Genomic DNA, 18061 nt, shown 5'->3' on the forward strand with positions numbered 1-18061 from the left:
CTTGGAAACAGGGGTTAGAGGGGTCGTTTCAGGCATTTTTGGTGCGCACTCCTAGGCCGGTGTCGTGGGGGTGGACATGGAGACGGCGGCAATCCTGACCGTCGCCAGCCTGCGCGGCGTGCAGGCGGGAACGATTCCGGTGGCCAGCGACAACCCGTTCCTGAAGCGGTAGATGCATTCACCGAGACCGCCTTCTGTGGCAACCCGGCAGCGATTGTCCAGTAGCATGTGGTCGCCGAGACGAGCTTGGGGAGGCGCAAGCGACGCAGCGGCGCGCTCCCCGAGAAGGAGGGCACCTGCATGGAGATAGATCTGACGCACGCATTGGACCCGGGGGAAACGGTTGGGGGGCGTGTCACCAGCTATGGAGGACGCGAGGCCATGTGGCTCGAGGCCGGGCTGGCGCGAGTCCGTGACCGCACTTTCGGCGACATGGAAGTGTCTGTGGATCTCGCCTTTACCACCCGGACCAGTTTCGGGGGCCTGGCTTTCAGGGGATCCGATGCCGAAAACTTCGAATTGTGCTACGTGACGCCTCTTGGCAGCCAGGAGGCGGTGCAGTACGACCCTGTGTTCAACGGCTCCAACACCTGGCAGGTATACTGCGGAGCCGACCACCTGACGGCGGCACATGTCCCCCGGGACCGTTGGGTGACCCTGACCGTTCGCGCCGTCGGCAACAGCGCCACCGCGTTCGTCGACGGCGTCGAGGTAATGCGGGTCCACGAACTCAAACACCGGCGCGCAGAGGGTTTCATAGGCATCTGGTGTTACAGGCCATGCTACTTCAGCCTACTGACCGCCAGGCTCGTGAATTCCGGCCCATTCGGCACCGAGCCGATCCGCCATTGGGAGATTTCAGACAAGTTCTCTGACGATGAGGATATGTCCAGGGAGATTGAGCCCGGGTGCTGGCAACCGGTGGCCGCAGAGGAGGACGGGTCCGTCTGTCTGAACCGGTACCGCCGAAAGGAACCCGGATGTGAGTCCGTTTACGCTCGCGCGTTCGTTGAATCCCCAGACGAGCGCCGCACAGAACTCGTACTGGGGTTCAGCGACGCCTGCATAGTGAGGGTAAACGGCCGGGACGTCTTCAGGGGCAGCAACTTTTGGGGGGAGAACAACACCGGCAGGCTCAGCTGGAAACCTGCCCGGCTCACCGTGCCGCTGCGGCGCGGCCCCAATGAGGTTCTGGTCAAGGTCATGGAACGGGATTTCTTCGGGTGGGGGTTGCGGCTGTCGATACCCGACCCAGACCGTGCGCTAAGAGTGAGGCAACCGTGACTGCCGCGTCGTGACGTTGCACCGGATGATGCCGGAGGGCCTCGGAGATACTGCGCGAGGCCATCGCCAAACAGGCCCTGGCGACGTGACTCCTGACATCCAAATCGCGCTGAAGGCGGACATGGGACGACCCCAAATGGTGGCAGCGTGGTGGAACCCACCGGCCGGGAAGCGGTGGAGCTCACTCCGGAGTCGGGCCCCGGCCCCAGGTGCCCCCGGTTTCCGGACCACCGCCGAGCAGGCTACGGCACTCTTCGTTGACTCGGCTGACGTCTCCCGAGCGGTGCAGAGCCACGAGCCGGTCGCGGTGTCTGACCAGGTCGTCCCTCAGAAGCCTCAGCTCGCTGAGGTGCCGGTCCACCTCGCGGATACGGTCGTCGAGAGCCCGGGCGTAGTCGGTCAGCAGGAGCGCACCGCACCTGCCCTCCTGTGAGTACGCATGCTTCAACGCCGCAATCTCGTCCAGCCCCAGCCCGAGCATCCTGAGCCTCCGCAGGACCTTCAGAGCACCGAGCGCACGCTCATCGTAGAGACGATACCCCGCCTCTGTTCGACCCGCGGGTTCAAGCAGACCCCGCTCCTCGTAGTACCGTATGGTGCGGACGGAGACACCTGTCCGCTCGGACAGCTCACCGATGCGCAACAGGCGGTTCCCGCTGTCTTGCCTCACCCTGCCTACCCCCTGACCTGGATTGTTGGCCACATACCCCTCCCGACCCTCCCGGCCGGGCCGCGTCCCGCAGTCGACCGCGGCCCGGCCCAAGGACGATCACCGCCGGTCAGCACTGGCTCTGCGGCCCGGCGCTCCCCCGGCATCCAGTTCTCTTACGGGCATCTTAAGGCCGAAGGGAAGAGTAGCAAGCAGGAGGAGCCCGATGGCCACGAAGGCGAGGGGGTGCGCGCCTTCTCTGGCGACGAGCGGGAACGCCGCGCCGAGGGCCACCGGTCCCACCACTCCCCCCATGACGTTGCTGAGTTGCCGCAGCCCGCTGATGGCGCCAGCCTTGGAGACGTGGGCCTCCAGGCCCGCCGCCGCCAGCGGGACACTGGTCATCGTCGCCCCGACCCGGCTCACCAGCAACAAGAGCCCGAGCAGTGCCAGAGACGTGGGCCCCGCACCCAGTCCCAGGAGCGCGAGCGAGGTCAACGACATCCCCGCCACCACCATCACCCTGTACCCCACCTTCGGTAGCGTCCGGCCGACGAGGGGTGCGACAATGGCTTGGGCCAGCGCTGCCGGCGTAATCAGAGCCCCGGTCTGGGCAGGAGAGGCCTGAATGGCTGGGTGCGTTTGGACGTAGACCGAAAGGAAGAGAAGAGTGCTGTACATGGTGAGTCCCTGAAGGAAAGACAGGCTGAGCACGACGCCCATTCCCTGGGTTCTCAGAAGCCCCCATTCGAGAAAAGGAGTTGCGGACCTGTTCTCGATCATCGGCAGGGCCAGGCCCAGGGTGGCTCCCGCGACAAGGAGAGCGACGACCGGCGGGGAGGCGAATCCTGCCTGTCGGCTGAGAGTCAGCGCCACCATGACTGTGACCACGAGCCCGGAGAAGACAACGACCCCCGCCGCGTCCAGTATCGTCTTCGGCCCACCCCCGACCCGGGCCTGTCCCGGCTCGCGCCAGAAGCCGACGGTCAGGAAGAAGATGGCCAGCCCCAAAGCGGCGTTGAGGAGGAAAATGAGCTGCCAGGGGTAATACGACGCGAGGAGTCCCCCCAGGTTCGGGCCCGCCACGGCCGCGACGGGACTGACCATCCCGGCCATGCCAATGGTTTGTGTCCGCTGCCGGCCTTTCAACTGGGAGCTTATCAGTTTAAGGCCCACCGGCGCGAAGGTCCCCCCGCCGAAACCCTGGAGGGCCCGGAGCCCGAGGAGAAGACCCATCGACCTGGGAAGCACCCAGCCGACCAGACCCCCCAGCAAGGAGCCGACGGTGAAGACACCCATCCCGAGCAGGAAAGCCTTTCGAGGACCCCACTCATCGGCCATCTTGCCGCCGATGGGCATGGCCACAGCGGCGGCCAGGAGGGAGGCGGTCGTGAGCCAGGGCAGCCAGTCAACAGCCCACGGAAAGGTCCGGCCGATAGTGGGCAGGGCCGTGACCACCACCGTCATCTCCATAGTCCCAAACAGCGTGGCCAGGATCACCAGGACGACAGGTACAGTAGCAGTGCCTCGTCTCATTGGCCGTCCTCCTGTCGGTCGGGCCCGGCTGACGCCACGGCCGCGCTGAGTTCCTGCAGGGAGGGAACGTCGCTCACGAACGCGGCCCGCCCGTTCACGGCAATGACCGGGGGTATCATGAAAAACACAATGCTAATCTGCCTTAGCCGGGCCATAACCGCAGGCCCTGGGGCGAGTCCTGCCCGCAGGGCGTCGAGCTCGTGGCGCAACCTGGCCCACTCCTGCACGTTCCGCGCAAACGGCAGCTCGTATCCGGCCGCTTCCAGCGCCTCGGCCATGCCCACGTAGTAGGTGAGTCGCTCGGGTCGGGTAGCGGCGGGAACGACTTCAATCTTCACCTTGTCGCCCAGCCGCACCTTCGCCTCGCGGAGGAGCCGGGCCACGGCGACGTTCTTGCCCGTGAAGTCCGGAACGCAGCAGTCGAGGCGCGGGAAGACGGTAACCCTGACCGCATCGCTCACTGGGCTTCACCCCCGTAGAGGACCTCCGCCACTGCCGCAGCAGGGCAAGGCCCCTCACCTCACCGGGTAGCAGTGGAACTTCGGCGATGATCTTCCCGGCAAAGGTTTCCCGGACTCGTGCCAGGTGGCGTTGCTGCATCTCGTACCGCCGCCAGAAGTAAGGCGTATCAGCCCGGCGGACCTCCACCTCGGGTAGAACCTCGTTGACAATCAGGGCCGGGACGGCGATGTCGTGCTGGGCGAGTTCCGCGAGCGCCCGCTCCGTCTCGGCGATGGGGAGAGTTTCGGGCCAAAGCACGTAGAGAAAGGCCGTGCGCTCGGAGGATGTGATGAGTTTCATCGTCTCCCGAGTTCTCTGCTCCTCCCGGGCGATGAGGGCCAGGCGCGCCTCGCTGCCAGCTGGCGCGAATTCGGCGAATGGGTCACCTCCACCGTAACGTCTGGCCATGGTGAAGGGCAGGGTTATCTCCACCAGGGCCCGGCCACCGGGTGCGGTGTCGAAGACTATGGTGTCGTAGTCCCGTGCCCTCTCCGTGAAGAGTTCCATGAGCTTATAGAAACTCGCCATCTCCATGGCACATGGCGAGATCTCTTTGCTCATGAGCTCCATGAGCTCGGACGGTCCGAAGACGTCCTGAACCATCGCGGCCAGGTGGAGCCAGTTCTCCCTCACGAGCGCCCGCGGGTCAGTCTCTGTGACGGATAGCCCAGGCACTCCGGCAATCTGCCGGACCCGGTGGCCGATGTCGGTCGCGAAGATGTCGCTCAGACTCCGCTGCAGGTCTGTAGAAACGAGCAGGACACGACGGTCCGCATCTGCGAGACGGACCGCTGTCGCAGCGGAAATGGTGCTCTTGCCCACACCCCCCTTTCCCCCAACGAACAGGAACCTGGTCTCGGACTTGGGCTCAACTACCCTCCACAGCACGAGATAGACCTCCCCCCGTCAGCTGTCCACGGCGTTCAGTGTAGACCCTTCCGTTACGTGAGAGTCAAGCGCCGGCCGCTGCCAATCCTCTTCGGGCCGGACGCTGTCAGGGCGCATCAAACTCGGTGGGGCTGACCGCATCGAGCATCAACCAGACCAGGTCACCTGCACGGAGCCAGTCTCGTTGGCTAGACGGCACTATGTACGCCTGCTCATCTGCTGTGCGAGGAGGAGACACAGGGACCGAGGAAGGTTGTCCTGGACATCGCAATACTGGGCGGGGCCCCCCTGGGCGCAGCCCCTTGACACGCGACAAGGGGCGTGGTATGCTGACATCGTGTTAGTGCGATATCACGATTCCCACACGCCCGGAGCGCCGAAGGAATACCGCCCCAGCCACCGGCGGCTCCAGGGAGGCGATCTCCGAAAGTCTGTCCTACTGACTTCGCCCCGAGCGGATCACCTGGATGTCCTGGAAAGGGACCCATCGGAGGGCAGCAGTGTACGGGAAGGGGGGTGTTTTGGATGGTGACCAAGAGGAGGGGAATTGTCGGCCTGCTCAAGAGGTCGCTGGGCATCTCCACCCGCGATTGCTGCGGCGGCGATCCGAAGGCGCCGCGGGTTGGCGACCCCGACCACGGTACGGGTCCGTGCTGCGACGAGCCTGCCGACCCGAAGACGGTCAGGCCGGGCCGCGAAAAGGCGGACGACGGTTCGGACCGCTGCTGAGAGCTCTTACATAGAAGTGGCTCTACTCAGGGGGGACGCCTCTTGGCAGTTGACCGGCAGGACAGCGCAGGTCTGTGCAAGGTTTTCGCGGCGCTGGCCAATCCCCATCGCCTGCGGATCTACGAATCCTTGTTCTCGGGCTGCCTTTCGACTTGCTGCGACCGCATCGAGAGATGCGAGCCGGCGATGGCCCAAACCGACGTTGTGCGGCTGCTGGGCCTTGCGCAGTCAACTATCTCCCACTATCTGAAGGTGCTCGAGGACGCCGGGCTGGTCAGAACAGAAAGGCGAGGACCGTGGACCTGCTACTTCCCCAACTACAGCCAGGCAGCCAAGATCGGGGCGTTCTTCAGCGAGCTCGCCAGCCGTGAGGCGCAGCCGACCAGTCCCGAGACACCGTAGGAGTTCTTTTTTTGGCTATCCGTATCGGGGTATCGAAATATTGGAGTACGGGGAGGCTCCCGACCATGGGTAACTGGCTCGAACAGACGGGCCACGCGCTGGCCGTCACCTTCTTGCACAACTGGCCCATCTTGCTTGCGGGCACGGTCATCGCCGCAGCCACGCAGGTCTACATCAGCCAGGACAGGCTCACCGCCTTTCTCAAGAAGAACTCCCGCCGTTCCATTGTCCTGGCCGTTGGCGCGGCGGTCCTGACTCCGCTCTGCTCGTGTGGCACGATGGCCGTCATCTTAGCCATGCTGGCGTCGGTGGTTCCCTGGGGGCCGATTGTGGCCTTCATCGTGGCTTCCCCGCTGACGTCGCCGGCGGAGTTCTTCTATCTCGCCGGTTTTCTGGGTTGGAAGTTCGCCGGGTTCCACCTTCTTGCGTCCACAGCGGTCGGCCTGGCAGCCGGGGCGATCGCCGACCGCCTGGATCGCGCGGGTTGGTTGGCCGGGCAGGCCCGGTATCAGGCGGGACCTGAGAGCCACCCGGGCGGGGGTGAGGTGGCGGCGACCGGGGCCAGCACGCCTGCCGGCGGACTCCGGCCCGGGATCCTCTTGCGCGAGATTGTGTTGACGGCCTACCGGCTTGTCCCGCGCTGGGTGGCCTTCGCCGCCATCGGCTACGGCGTCCTCTACTTGATGCCGCCCGGTCTTACCGAGAACCTCATGGGGAACCGCCACGCCTGGTCGGTGCCGGCGGCCGCTCTCCTGGGCCTTCCTCTTTACATCAACACCGACACCGCAGTCCCACTGCTCAAGTCCCTCGTGGACGCCGGCATGAGCCAAGGAGCTGCCATGGCCTTCTTCATCACCGGCCCGGCCACGAGCGTAGGGGCACTGGCCGGGCTGATGACCGTTGCCCGCAGTCGCGTCATCATCCTGGTCCTGGTCATCATCCTCGCCGGCGCGATCCTCGCCGGCCTGTCGTTCGAAGCAGTTAGCGCCTTATTCTAGCAGGGCGAAGCGCATACCAGAACCAGTTGGCGCCAAGCAACGACCCGCCCTGGCTCTTGCCTTCCTGTCCAGACAGGCTATACTTGGTAGCGTGTGGCGACGGCGTATTGGAGCCAGCAGAATGGCGGTAATGGCCCGAACTACCGCGATCGTTCGCCCGGGGATTGGTCTCGATGGCTTCAGCCGCGGGCTCCTGTTGCTGGGGCTCGCCGTAGTTTCCTTTGGCCTGGCCGAGTTTGCCCTCTACGTGGCCCTGCCGGTCTGGATTCTGGAGCAGTCTGAATCAGCCGGGGCCGTAGGCATGTCCTTTATCCTCAGGATGCTCCCCGCTTTCGCCGGACCGGCCCTCGGTTCGGTCGTGGACCGCTTCCCGAAGCGCCGCCTGATGGCCCTCGCGGGGACGCTCAGCGCCCTCCTGGTCGTCCCCGTGATTGTCACCGTGAGCCGCGGGCAGACCCTGCCCATCTATATCGCCATCCTGGGTTGCTCCGCGTCCTTCCTCCTGTTCAACCTGAGCCGGCGCTCCGCCGTCCCGGAAATCGTGCGAGACCCCGGGCGGCTCACCCGGGCGAATTCCGTTCTTTCCGTCGCCGCCTCGCTGGCCCAGGTGGCGGGTGCCGGACTCGGGGCACTGGTGCTGCGGAGGCTGAACCCATCGGGGGTAGTGGCGGCTGCCGCCCTCCTCTACCTCGCCAGCGGGATCGTGGCGTCGCAGGTCCCAGCGTCCGCACGCGCGACCCGGGCCGGCCCGGCCGCGGACTCCCGGCCGGGCGTCCAGCCGGGACTGCCCGGAGACGCACCGCCCGGGAACGCGGAGTCCGCGGAAGAGGCGACCGAGCGGTCGGGGGTCAGGGACCCCGGTCGTCCGGTCGTGCTCGGTGTCGTTCTCCTCATGGGGCTCGAGATGCTGGCAGCCGGCCCCTTCATCGCCTACCAGATCATCTTCGTCCAGACGAACATGGGCTTGCCGCCGGAGTTCTTCGGATACCTTTTCTCGGCGCAGATGGCCGGGAACTTGCTGGCCGCCAGTTTTCTGGTGGGATGGGCCCGAAAGGTAGCGCCCGGCAAGCTGCTGCCGCTCAGCATGGGCGGCCTGGCCCTGAGTTCAGCGGTCTTCCTCACCGGGTCGCCGTTCTGGGTCGTGTCGTCCCGGCTGCTGACCGGCATCGCCGTGTCAGCCAAGGTCGTGGCCGACGATACCTTGATCCAGACCTACGCCCGCCAGCGCCACCTGGGAAGGACCTTCGCCCTCGGGAGCGTCTCCGGCGCGGTCGCGGAGACAACTTCCATCGCGCTGGCCGGCTGGCTCGTACCCCGAGTCCCTCTCCCGCAGGTATTCGCGGTTTCCGCCACCTTACAGGCCTGCGGTATCCTGGTCGGGTTGCGCATCCAGACCCTGGCCCGAAGAGCCTGCCCCGGCACCTGCCGCAGCCGGTAGACAGCCTGGCCGGAGGGTCGGCCGGGACACGGGCGCCATCAGCAACGTCCGTGGGCTCGGCCTTATGGTCGCCTTCTCCGTCGGCTCGGACGAGGCCGGTCGGGCGCTGGAGCGGTGGCTGGCCGCCGAGCGGATTGTGGTCGGCTACCAGCCGCCTTTCCGTACCTTTCAACTGATGCCCGCATACATCATCACAGACGCCGAGGTAGACAGGCTCTGCCACGCCCTGAGGCGGGCGTCGTGCACCTAATACCTAATCGCAAGTACCCGAGGACCCAGGTGAGCAAAGATGTGCCGCCTGACGTACTGCGCCAGCAGGCACCCGAAGGCGTGGCACATCACCCGGTCCCCCAGCCTGTGAAACACCGGCCGCAGTTCCAGCTCCGTCTTCGTGTCCCGGATGTCACGTCCTCCTGACTTCCCTGCCAGAAGGAGCCAGTAGAAGCCGGAGGCGGACGGGTCCTGGCCCTTGGAGGTTGGAGTCGGGTGTGCTGAAATGTAGCTCGGCTTGACCTCCTACCGCCCCGGGGCTGTTTGTCACGGGGACACTCTCGTCGACCAGGGAGGGCCGCAGGTGACGGGTACCTCACCGACCGCCCGCAACGTTCCCATCCTCGCCTTGACCACCGGCGTCAATGTCGTGGGCATGACTACCTGGATTCCGATTTTGCCCCTCATCCTTCGCGACCTCGGGGCCCCGGACTTCTGGATTGGTTCTTCGGTCGCCATTTGGACCGTGGTGGGTTCCCTGTTTCAATACCAGGGTGGCGTGTGGTGCGACCGCCTCGGGCGGCGCGCCCTCATGGTTTACCCGACTTACCTGGGAGGGTTGCTGTTAGGCCTGGCCAGTTTCATGCCGTCCTGGAAAAGCTTCGTCCCGGTGTACGTTCTCTGGTACGCGATGAACTCGCTCCAGGATCCGGCGTTCCCGGCCATCGTTGGCGAGTCGGTGCCCGCGCCCGCACGGGGCCATGCGTTTGGGCTGTTTAAGCTGTTCATAGCCGCTGCGGGGGCCGCCGGACCGTTGATAGGGGCGGTCTTGCTGCCTTCCGTGGGCTCACGCGGCCTGCTCCTGGCCACCAGCGGTGCCTTCCTCGCCACGGCGGCTGCCCGGCAATTCCTCCTCCGCGAGACCAGACCCGCGGCCGTGCAGCAGGGCGGTCTGGCTTGGGCGGAGTTGTTGCAGGGGCGGCTGGGGCTGGTGCTCCTTATCCTGGTATGCCAGACGGCTATCGTGGCCCTTGGTCTCTATGGCCCATTTCTCACCCTTCACGCGCGCGACGCTATGAGCCTGAGCAAGAGCGAGATAGATGTGCTCTATGCACTCGCCTACATCCTGGCAGCCTGCGCCAGCCCGTGGGCGGGGAAAGCGGTCGCCACGTGGGGTGCCGACCGGGTACTGGCATGGGCCGCCCTGACCCTGGGTGCCTCGTTGCTGTTCTGGACCGCCCAGACCCGCCCGGTCCTGATCGTGGCGTGGATGTTGGTCTCCGCGGGGTGTTTTCAGTTCCTGGTGGTGGCCGGCGACGCCTTTCGCGCGACCGCTCTGCCGGACTCGATCCGGGGGCGGGCTCTGGGCGCGATCGGCGCCATCAGCCGCGTCATCTCCGCGGCGGAGGTATTCCTGGCCGGACACTGGCGCCTGAGCGCCCCGGTGGCTCCCTTCCTGCTCCTGGCCGCCACCGCCCTGGTGGCCTTCGCGGGGGTCCAGGTCCTGGCGGCACGTGAGAGGCCGGCGGGCACCGTGACTCCCGGCACCTGAGATCAACGACATCGCTGGCGGGGCATTTGGACGGCGAGCCGGCCGCTGACCAGGAACGAGAGGCTCATCAAACGCCGACGGCAGCACCGACCGCCCTATCGTGCCGCCCCGGGAGTGCCAAGGCCCAACTGTGATGGCCAAGCGTGAGGGTCAGCGCTCACGATCGGCAGAAGCAGGGATCCCCTCTTTCCCGGTACGAAGCCAAAACGCGCATAGAAAGCGGGGTGCCCACACAGCATGGCCAACGCAAGACCCCGCTGGGGCCGCGTAGGCCAGAGAATCCTGGACGACACGCGATCCGTAACCCTGGCCCTAATGAGAGGGGTGGCAGGCCACCAGCGTCACGATGGCACCGGGCACCCAGCCCCGCCGCGTGCGTACCCGCCGGGCTGTCGCATGCCGTCCCTCCGAACCTAACGCCGCCGCCTTCCCCCGCTGGAGCCTTCTTGGGCCATCAGCGCTTTAAGGTTGCGGCCCATAACAGACTCAAGATACACCATGCCTGCCGCGTTCAGCTTGGTCTTGATCGCCCCCCAGGCGGAGCTGGAATGGTCGGCGTTGTCCGAGAGAATTGCTCTCGTTTCTTCCTCGGTGAACGACACCCCGGCGGGTTCAAGCCTGAGGAGCCCCTCGTTCTGGGGGCACACCTCCTGGCAGATCAGACAGCCCACAAGGCAGTTGTGGGCAGACTCCGGAATCCACCCGGGCCACGCCCGTGTCGACCCGTTGTGCAACGTCACACACTTCTCCGCTTCGAGCATAAGCCGATCTGCTCTGATGGCTCCGGTCGGGCAGGCGCTCCTGCAAGCCTGGCAGCACTCGCATTCGGATGAGATCTCCGCACAGCGCGCCGCGCAGGTCGGCCGCGGCTCGACAGTGGCGTCGGTCAGGAATCCCATTAGCTGGTGGTAGCTCCCCATCCCTGGCGCGTAGGTGAGGCTGTTGCGCCCGTATGTGACAAGCCCGAGGCGGGCTGCGATCGCCTTGAGCGGTGCCCTCAAAGTTGCAACGCGGTACTTGCCCTTGAGGACAATCGTCTCCAACTCATGCTTGACCTGCCTGCGGACCTTGCCGTGCCACGCGTAAGTAGGTGGCACGACCACCTCAAACACGCCCCTGCCCGTGTCGAAGGTCACTCGATGGGCCGGCCGAGGGACGGCAACAACGACAACTGCGTTCGCCTGCGGTAGCTTCTCATTCTTCAGGTAGCTGAACACGTCCAGGAGCTCCCGGACGTATTCACTCCCCGCCTCCCTTCGCCGGTCGACCTCCGACCGCACTTCATCCACTACTCCCGGGCAACCCCAGGCGATGCGGTAGCCGCGCCCGTTTGCCCATTCCTGCAAAGACCTGTGCATTCGCGGGAGACCTCCCTTGTGAGCCCGGGCTCACCTCTTCGCTGCACCGCATCAACAGCCATCCTCATCTCCGCGCGGGAATCTACGAACCCGAACTTCTGGTACACAGGCTTGCCGAGGCTCGACGCGTGAAGGCTGAGTCTGCCGGCTCCCATAGAACGCGCGAACCGAACGCATTCCCCAAGAAGCGCGGTGGCGACGCCCCTTTGCCGGTATTCTGGCAACGTGTACATATTCATGATATAGCCTTCTCTACCTGACATGTTGTCCGGTGTTGGTGGTTTGCAAAGAAAGATCAATCCGCTTGAGCCCACGATCTTACCGTCATCCGCGGCAAGCCATGCGAACAACCGCTTTGCAGGTATCATGGCACTGAAGTATTCCCGTGAGGCGGTTATCAGATCCGCCTCCGTTACACTCCCGGTCAGCCAGCCCATTTCGCGAAACATCTCTATCCTGAGCCTCACCAGGGTTTCGACGTCCTGGACTGTTGCCGCCCTGACCTCAATCACCGCACCCAGCCCCCCCAGCGACTCACCGCGGGGCGCCACCGCGTTCCTCGACGCCCGTGTGCGGTCCCCCCGCACAGCACGCATGTTAGCGGGCGCCGAATGCGGGGTCAAGGGCCACCGTCCTGGCAGTCAGTCCTCGCGCTGGCCCTCGACGATACCGTTCTCGGGTGGTAGCATGTGGGTGGCCGACAGGACAGGCAACGAAGGGGTCCACCAGGGTGGGAGCGGATGGCGATGACTGAGGTTGGAATCCTCGTCTTTCAGGACGTCGAGGTTCTGGACTTCGCGGGCCCGTTCGAGGTGCTGTCGGTGGCGGCGAGGCAGAGCGCGGGGCACCTGGCAGTTGAAACCGCCGGGCTCGCACGGGAAATCGTCTGCCGGGGCGGGCTGGTGGTCCGCCCGGCGCGGCTGGTGTCCGAGGACCCGTGTTACGACCTCCTGGTCATACCCGGCGGGCCCGGGGCGAGGAACATGGTGGCGGCCGTGCGCACCTTAGCACGGTCCGGAAACAAGGCTTCCGCGGACACCGTGAGGGCCAGTCCGGGTTCGGCCGCCGACGAAACCATTTTCCGGCTCGCGGAGCAGGGCCGCAGGCTCATCCGGTATGTCGCGGCCCACGCCGAACGCGGAGCTATCGTCGCCTCGGTGTGCACCGGGGCCTACTTCCTGGCCGAGGCGGGGCTCCTGGCCGGCCGCAAAGCCACAACACACCACGGGGCCTTCAAGCAGTTCGCTGAAACCTACCCGGACATAGAGCTGCTGCCTCACCGCTACGTCGACGAGGGCCGGGTCCTGACGTCGGGCGGGGTGAGCTGCGGAATCGACATGGCTCTTCACCTGGTTTGCCGCCTGGTTGGTCCGGAAGCCGCTCGCACCGTCGCAGACACCCTGGAGTGGCCCTCCTGCTAGCCGGCCTTCCGGTTGTGCGGGCTGACGCCCTGGGACAGGTGTTGCCAGAACCGCGGGCGCTCGTCTCCATCGGGGCTGCGTTCCCCCAAATCGGCGGCATCAGCACAGGCGCAGAAAAGTGTGGTCGGCACGGCATTAACACCCACGCGCACCAGATGGGCACCGGGCGGCACCAGATAGGTCCACACCACCGGCCCGGGGAGGCGCGCCGTCCAGGACCACCGACACATAATCCCGTTCGTCCAACTCACTCACCGCGGCGACATTCCAGGAGGGAAATGACGCGGTCGAGAATGCGATGAGCCAGTTCTTCCTTGCTCATGAGGGGGAGATCTTCCCGGCGCCCGTCGCGCCAGAACAGGGAGACCTCGTTGTCGTCGCTGGCGAATCCCGCACCGGGCCGGCTGACGTCGTTCACCACCAGCAAATCCAGGTTCTTGCGCCCCATTTCCTCCCGGGCGTCACGCTCGCAGACGCCGGTCTCGCCGGCGAAACCAACCACCACGGTGCTACCCTTCTGTCTGCCCACTTCCGCCAGGATGTCGGCGGTGGGCTCTAGCTCGAGGTGCCACGACGCCATGCCCTGTTTCTTGACCTTGCCCTCGAACACCTGGCGGGGTCGCCAGTCTCCCACCGCCGCCGCCTTGAGCACGAGGTCTACCCCCGGCAGCCGGTCTATTACCGCCCGGTACATCTCCTCGGCCGAGGTAACGTTAACCACCTCCACCCCCTCGGGGGGAGGGAGAGCCACCGGACCGGAGACCAGCACCACGCTGGCTCCCCGCATGCGGGCGGCGCGGGCCAGGGCGTAGCCCATCTTGCCCGAGGACGGGTTGGAGATGAACCGGACGGGATCGATCATCTCCCGGGTGGGGCCGGCCGTCACAAGGACCCGCCTGCCGGCCAGGTCGGCCGCAGCCGCACACGAACCGGCGCCTCCGCCACCTACCACCACCTCAAATCGATCGCTCATGCTTCGTATACCCCCGTTCACCAGCCCGGAGAGGCAACCCGGCTCCCGGTCGAGAAGAGAATTGACCACTCATGTCCGTACGACAGGCTCGGGCTCAGGCAAGAGAGCTTCCAGGCACCCTATTCTCAGGGCTAGCGCATTCCAGAGCTCGAGCGTGCGATGACCCTCCCTGCCAGATCGCTGCGCATCCCCGCCCGGCTGCGGCTCACATTATAGCACCGGACTGTGGGAGAGGGAGGTACCAGGAACGGGCCGTTGGCGTGCAGCTATGGTGCGCCCGGATCCGCCGATACGCGGGAGACTCCCCAAGAAGGATTCAGCACGCCAGCAGCCACGTGCGCCAGCGTCGCCGGAATGCCCCGCCACGATGATGTCCCCCGACGTCATGGGCAGGGTGGTGGCCATCATGCGGATGGTGGTGGTTTGCCCACGGGGTCGGGCCCGAGCAGGCCGAAGATCTCGCCCCTTTCGATGATGAAGCTCACCCCATCCACCGCCGTGATCCCATCGAAGACTCGCTGCCAGGGCCACGGGTGGGGAAATCGTGGTGGCTCTGGCCACCACCCCCCTGCCCCATCCTGGGGCTCGTCGCCGGGGCCTGCGGGGACCGCCGGGATCGGAAGACGACCACGTCAAGACCCAGCAGCATCATTCACTCGCCGATCATTGGCTCCTCCCCGGGGCAAATCCCCGTGGTAACCTGGGATGGGTCGAAACGCTTCGCCGGAAAGGAATGGTGGGAGATGAAGGCTTCCGTTGAGATCTGGGACGCTTTCACCGACGTTCCGTTCACGGGCAACGTGGCCGGGGTCGTCTTGGACGCCTCGGACCTCACGCCCGAAGACATGCAGCGAATCGCCGCGGAGTTGAACGCACCGACGACCGGTTTCGTGGTGGGACACGAACCTGGTCCGCCCCCTGTGTTCGAGGTACGGTACTTCACACCGCAACGGGAGATAGCACTGTGCGGGCACGTGACCGTGGCCCTGTTCACTGCGCTGGCAACCAGCGGACACTGCCGGCCGCTCCCGGAAGGCACGACAGCGTACCAGCGCACAGCAGTGGGCTTGCTCCCCGTCACCCTCTTTTCCTGTTGCCGACCGGGGGAGCCGGGGGAGGCTGGCGCGTTGACAACTTCTTAGCGGAACTTTATGATACAAGTGCTCTCACAACGTTCCCATTAGACGGGAGGGTCGAAGCGACGGCACCGAGGCGACGGCAGGACCGGAAAGAAGAGATCCTCGAGGCGGCGGCCGACCTTCTCGCGGCCGGCACCGAACCGCGGCGCCTGACCATGGACGGCGTCGCGGCACGCGCCGGCATCGGGAAGGCCACTCTGTACCACCACTTCCCCGACCGCCAGTCACTCTTGAGCGCCCTGGCCGCGCGGGGTCTCATCCACCCGGCCGAGGCGGCGCTCGACCGACGCGAGGCCATCCTGCAGGCCGCCCTCCGGACATACGCCACCCTGGGACTCCCGGCCGCCACGATGGAAGAGGTCGCGCGGGAAGCCGGGGTGAGCCTCGCTGCCCTCTACCGGCACTTCCCGACCAAAGACAACCTTGTCGAGGCCCTCCTCCGGCGGTTCTCGGTCCTTGACGACGTCACCCGCCTGGCGGCTCCGGACTTCACCGGCGACGACCGCGAGGCCCTCTACTCCCTCGCCCTGCGCCTGCTCCAGGTGGCCGTCGAGCGGGCTCCTTTGGTCCGCCTGGTGCTGAGCACGGCGCCGACCCACCCGGAGGCCGCCCGGGAGGCCTTTCGCCAGGGTCCCGGGCGGGTCATAGCCTTGCTCGCCGCGTACATCGACAGCCGGGTCAGGGCCGGCGTTTTCCGCCCCGGCGATGCCCTTGTGCGCGCCCACTGCTTCGTCTCGATGTGCGTCATGTTCGGCCTGGCTGCCTCTGTGCCCGGCTTGGCGCCGGCCCTCCCATTGTCCGCCGTGGCCCGAGAATACGCCGACCTGTTCTACGAAGGCCTGCGCCTCAGAGAGTGACGCAGCCTTGCTGGGAGGGTGATGCGACGTGCAACCGGCTATCCAGACTTTCGGTATAACCCGGCGCTTCGGCGACCTTGTCGCCGTGGACGGGCTCGATCTCACCGTGGAGCCCGGCGAGATTCTGGCTCTGCTCGGCCCTAACGGCTCCGGGAAGACAACGGTCATTAACATGCTCAGCGGTCTGCTCCGGCCCACGAAGGGCCGGTGCCTGGTAGCGGGGCTCGACCCTGTCACGGACCCGGTCGGCGTGCGACGCCGCCTGGGCGTGTGCCACCAAGAAACGCTCCTTTACGATGAACTTACCGGGCGCGAGAACCTGTGCTTCGCCGCCGATCTATACGGACTCCCCCCGGCCTTGGCCCGGCGTCGCGCGGGAGAACTCCTCGAGCTCATGGGCCTCTCCCACCGCCAGCACGACCGCGTGGGGACGTACAGCGGCGGGATGCAGCGCCGCCTGGCGCTGGCGCGCGCCCTGCTGGCCGACCCCCCGGTCACTGTTCTGGATGAACCAACTCTCGGCGTCGACGTCCAGGCCAGAGCTGCCATCTGGGACTACATCCGCCTCCTGGCCGGACAGGGCAAGGCGGTCATGCTCACGACCAACTACATGGAGGAGGCCGAAGCCCTGGCCCACCGCATCGCGGTGATCGACCGCGGAAGGCGGGTCGCCCTGGGTACGCCCGAGGAACTCAAGGACCTGGTGGGCGGCGACATTATCGAGACGGAGCTGGCCGGAGACGCCGCTGCCTTTGCGCCGGCGGTACGGCAGCTTCCAGGAGTCCGGGGCGTTTCGGCCCAGGCCAGCCGTCTAACGTTAACCGCCCAGGACGGGGCGACTCTCCTACCCAAGGTCCTCGCCCTCCTCAGCGACTCGACGACGGTTCGGGCCGCCTCGCTGCGGCGGCCCAGTCTCAACGACACGTTCCTGCAACTGACAGGCCGAGAACTGCGCGATTAGGACGGTGAGCCACCGATGAGGTTCTCGCATGGCTTCTGGCGGGCCCTTTCAGGTATGGCGGCCAAGGACCTCCGCCTCCTGGCCCGCGACCCGCGGGCGGTGATTGCCAACCTGGTGCCGCCCCTTTTGCTCTTGCTTATCCTGGGCGTCACGGGAGCGGCGGGGTCGCGCCTTCCCGTCGCCCTGGCACCTATGGGGGAAGGCGTCTACACTTCCCACCTTGTGGAGCTAGCCGGGAGCATCCGCACGCCGACCTCGCCGTATTTCGCCATCCGGACAACCAACCCCGACGAAGCGCTCAGGGGCTTCGCGGAGCGGCGCTACCTTGGCGTCATCGAAATCCCCGCTGACTTTGACACCCGTATCGCCTCCGGCAAGCCGGGCGAAATCATCCTGCATCTGCACAACTTCAACGCCGACCAGGCGAAAAACTTCAGAATGAGGGCCGAGGTCCTGGCCTGGACTTTCAACCACGAGGTGCTCCCAGCCGACCTCTACCCGGTGAAAACTCGCCTGGAGATGCATGAGGACCGGCCTGTGGAGGTTCCCTTCCATCACGCCCTGGTGGCGGGGGTCGCTGCCCTGGCCGTGCTCCTTGGCGGCACGGTGGGCGCTGGTCTTGGGCTGGCCCGGGAGTTCGAGCGCGGCACCTCCCGCCTGCTCCTTCTCTCGCCGGCTAACCCGTTGGCCCTGGCGCTGGGCAGGCTCGTGGTGGGGCTCGTCGAGGCGGTCCTGGCCGGAACCGTCGCTTACGGCGTCGGTCGTCTCCTCTTCGGCGTCCCCGTGGAGGGACGCCCGGCGGAGGTCGCCCTCGTGGCGGTGGCCCTCGGCCTCTATGGTGCCAGCGTGGGGACAGTTCTCGCGCTGGGTGCGCCACGCCTGCCCCCGGCCATGGTGGGCGCCATATTCTATTCCGTCCTGTCCTGGATTTTCGGGGGGGGCATGGCCGAGACAAGCCTTTTTACCCACGTCTTTCCCCGCCCGCTCCTCTGGCTCAGCCGACTTAACCCCGCGACCCGCGGAATTGACCCGATCGTCCGGCTGATAAACCTCGGGCATACGGCCACGCTGGAGCTGGACCTGGGCGTGCTCCTGGCCGCAACGGCGGCCCTCCTTCTCGTGGCCTGTCGCCGGTTCACCCGTCTGTCGGAAGGGAAGTAAGAAT

General features: G+C 66.1%; 18 protein-coding genes. 11 read left to right on the forward strand and 7 right to left on the reverse strand.

The features are described 5' to 3' along the window. The first annotated feature begins 300 nt into the window (after window positions 1-300). The gene (locus tag QME70_12955; protein MDI6895474.1) at window positions 301-1284 is read left to right on the forward strand and encodes a DUF1080 domain-containing protein; all 984 of its coding nucleotides are present in this window, start codon (window positions 301-303) and stop codon (window positions 1282-1284) included. Window positions 1285-1465: 181 nt separating this feature from the next. Here the strand turns inward: QME70_12955 and QME70_12960 are convergent, their stop codons facing one another. The 4 genes from QME70_12960 to QME70_12975 all read right to left on the reverse strand — a co-directional run bounded on the left by QME70_12960 (window position 1466) and on the right by QME70_12975 (window position 4858). Continuing rightward, complete coding sequence (locus tag QME70_12960; GenBank protein ID MDI6895475.1) at window positions 1466-1954, reverse strand: MerR family transcriptional regulator; 489 nt, start codon at window positions 1952-1954, stop codon at window positions 1466-1468. Window positions 1955-2053: 99 nt separating this feature from the next. Further along, window positions 2054-3469, reverse strand: coding sequence for an MFS transporter (locus tag QME70_12965; protein ID MDI6895476.1), 1416 nt, complete (start codon window positions 3467-3469; stop codon window positions 2054-2056). Next, a complete protein-coding gene (locus QME70_12970) occupies window positions 3466-3807 on the reverse strand; it encodes a hypothetical protein (GenBank protein MDI6895477.1) in 342 nt (113 codons plus the stop codon). Before QME70_12970 ends, QME70_12965 begins: the two co-directional genes overlap by 4 nt. Continuing rightward, window positions 3797-4858 carry a TRC40/GET3/ArsA family transport-energizing ATPase gene (locus QME70_12975; GenBank protein MDI6895478.1) on the reverse strand — a complete coding sequence of 354 codons (1062 nt, stop codon included), beginning with the start codon at window positions 4856-4858 and terminating at the stop codon, window positions 3797-3799. The genes QME70_12970 and QME70_12975 overlap by 11 nt, the downstream gene beginning before the upstream one ends. A gap of 525 nt (window positions 4859-5383) precedes the next feature. Between QME70_12975 and QME70_12980 the strand changes: the two genes are divergently transcribed. The 5 genes from QME70_12980 to QME70_13000 all read left to right on the forward strand — a co-directional run bounded on the left by QME70_12980 (window position 5384) and on the right by QME70_13000 (window position 10187). After that, window positions 5384-5587, forward strand: a complete 204-nt coding sequence (locus QME70_12980; GenBank protein MDI6895479.1) for a hypothetical protein — start codon at window positions 5384-5386, stop codon at window positions 5585-5587. Window positions 5588-5629: 42 nt separating this feature from the next. Next, the gene (locus QME70_12985; protein ID MDI6895480.1) at window positions 5630-5989 is read left to right on the forward strand and encodes a metalloregulator ArsR/SmtB family transcription factor; all 360 of its coding nucleotides are present in this window, start codon (window positions 5630-5632) and stop codon (window positions 5987-5989) included. A gap of 65 nt (window positions 5990-6054) precedes the next feature. Continuing rightward, the gene (locus QME70_12990) at window positions 6055-6987 is read left to right on the forward strand and encodes a permease (GenBank protein ID MDI6895481.1); all 933 of its coding nucleotides are present in this window, start codon (window positions 6055-6057) and stop codon (window positions 6985-6987) included. 121 nt (window positions 6988-7108) lie between these two features. Beyond that, window positions 7109-8425 carry an MFS transporter gene (locus QME70_12995; protein ID MDI6895482.1) on the forward strand — a complete coding sequence of 439 codons (1317 nt, stop codon included), beginning with the start codon at window positions 7109-7111 and terminating at the stop codon, window positions 8423-8425. Between the two features lie 574 nt (window positions 8426-8999). After that, entirely contained in the window at window positions 9000-10187 is a 1188-nt protein-coding gene (locus QME70_13000) for an MFS transporter (protein MDI6895483.1), read from the forward strand. Window positions 10188-10600: 413 nt separating this feature from the next. Here the strand turns inward: QME70_13000 and QME70_13005 are convergent, their stop codons facing one another. Then, on the reverse strand, window positions 10601-11476 hold the full coding sequence (locus QME70_13005; GenBank protein ID MDI6895484.1) for a 4Fe-4S double cluster binding domain-containing protein: 876 nt from the start codon (window positions 11474-11476) through the stop codon (window positions 10601-10603). Beyond that, window positions 11476-12057, reverse strand: a complete 582-nt coding sequence (locus QME70_13010; GenBank protein MDI6895485.1) for a GNAT family N-acetyltransferase — start codon at window positions 12055-12057, stop codon at window positions 11476-11478. Before QME70_13010 ends, QME70_13005 begins: the two co-directional genes overlap by 1 nt. Before the next feature lie 234 nt (window positions 12058-12291). On the opposite strand from QME70_13010, the gene QME70_13015 reads away from it, so the two are divergent. Next, a complete protein-coding gene (locus QME70_13015) occupies window positions 12292-12966 on the forward strand; it encodes a DJ-1/PfpI family protein (GenBank protein MDI6895486.1) in 675 nt (224 codons plus the stop codon). A gap of 247 nt (window positions 12967-13213) precedes the next feature. On the opposite strand, the gene coaBC is transcribed toward QME70_13015, so the two are convergent. Further along, window positions 13214-13939, reverse strand: a complete 726-nt coding sequence (gene coaBC / locus QME70_13020) for a bifunctional phosphopantothenoylcysteine decarboxylase/phosphopantothenate--cysteine ligase CoaBC (protein ID MDI6895487.1) — start codon at window positions 13937-13939, stop codon at window positions 13214-13216. Window positions 13940-14631: 692 nt separating this feature from the next. Here coaBC and QME70_13025 point away from each other — a divergent pair. From QME70_13025 to QME70_13040, 4 genes are read left to right on the forward strand one after another with little or no spacing between them, the layout of a single operon-like run. Continuing rightward, window positions 14632-15081: a PhzF family phenazine biosynthesis isomerase gene (locus tag QME70_13025; GenBank protein ID MDI6895488.1), complete on the forward strand. Its 450-nt coding sequence runs from the start codon at window positions 14632-14634 to the stop codon at window positions 15079-15081. Then, window positions 15033-15935 carry a TetR/AcrR family transcriptional regulator gene (locus tag QME70_13030; GenBank protein MDI6895489.1) on the forward strand — a complete coding sequence of 301 codons (903 nt, stop codon included), beginning with the start codon at window positions 15033-15035 and terminating at the stop codon, window positions 15933-15935. The genes QME70_13025 and QME70_13030 overlap by 49 nt, the downstream gene beginning before the upstream one ends. 28 nt (window positions 15936-15963) lie before the next feature. After that, window positions 15964-16896 (forward strand): ATP-binding cassette domain-containing protein, encoded by a 933-nt coding sequence (locus tag QME70_13035; GenBank protein MDI6895490.1) that lies wholly within the window; start codon window positions 15964-15966, stop codon window positions 16894-16896. 15 nt (window positions 16897-16911) lie between these two features. Continuing rightward, on the forward strand, window positions 16912-18057 hold the full coding sequence (locus QME70_13040) for an ABC transporter permease (GenBank protein MDI6895491.1): 1146 nt from the start codon (window positions 16912-16914) through the stop codon (window positions 18055-18057). Window positions 18058-18061 lie beyond the last annotated feature (4 nt).

The sequence above is a fragment of the Bacillota bacterium genome, from assembly GCA_030019365.1.
In the GTDB taxonomy this organism is placed as follows: Bacteria; Bacillota; Sulfobacillia; order JACIYH01; family JACIYH01; genus JACIYH01.

Excerpts from the sequence above, each read along its gene's own strand:
- QME70_12955 (MDI6895474.1), top strand. The coding sequence starts at position 301 with ATGGAGATAGATCTGACGCACGCATTGGACCCGGGGGAAACGGTTGGG.
- QME70_12965 (MDI6895476.1), bottom strand. The coding sequence starts at position 3,469 with ATGAGACGAGGCACTGCTACTGTACCTGTCGTCCTGGTGATCCTGGCC.
- QME70_12980 (MDI6895479.1), top strand. The coding sequence starts at position 5,384 with ATGGTGACCAAGAGGAGGGGAATTGTCGGCCTGCTCAAGAGGTCGCTG.
- QME70_12990 (MDI6895481.1), top strand. The coding sequence starts at position 6,055 with ATGGGTAACTGGCTCGAACAGACGGGCCACGCGCTGGCCGTCACCTTC.
- QME70_12995 (MDI6895482.1), top strand. The coding sequence starts at position 7,109 with ATGGCGGTAATGGCCCGAACTACCGCGATCGTTCGCCCGGGGATTGGT.
- QME70_13015 (MDI6895486.1), top strand. The coding sequence starts at position 12,292 with ATGACTGAGGTTGGAATCCTCGTCTTTCAGGACGTCGAGGTTCTGGAC.
- coaBC (MDI6895487.1), bottom strand. The coding sequence starts at position 13,939 with ATGAGCGATCGATTTGAGGTGGTGGTAGGTGGCGGAGGCGCCGGTTCG.
- QME70_13040 (MDI6895491.1), top strand. The coding sequence starts at position 16,912 with ATGAGGTTCTCGCATGGCTTCTGGCGGGCCCTTTCAGGTATGGCGGCC.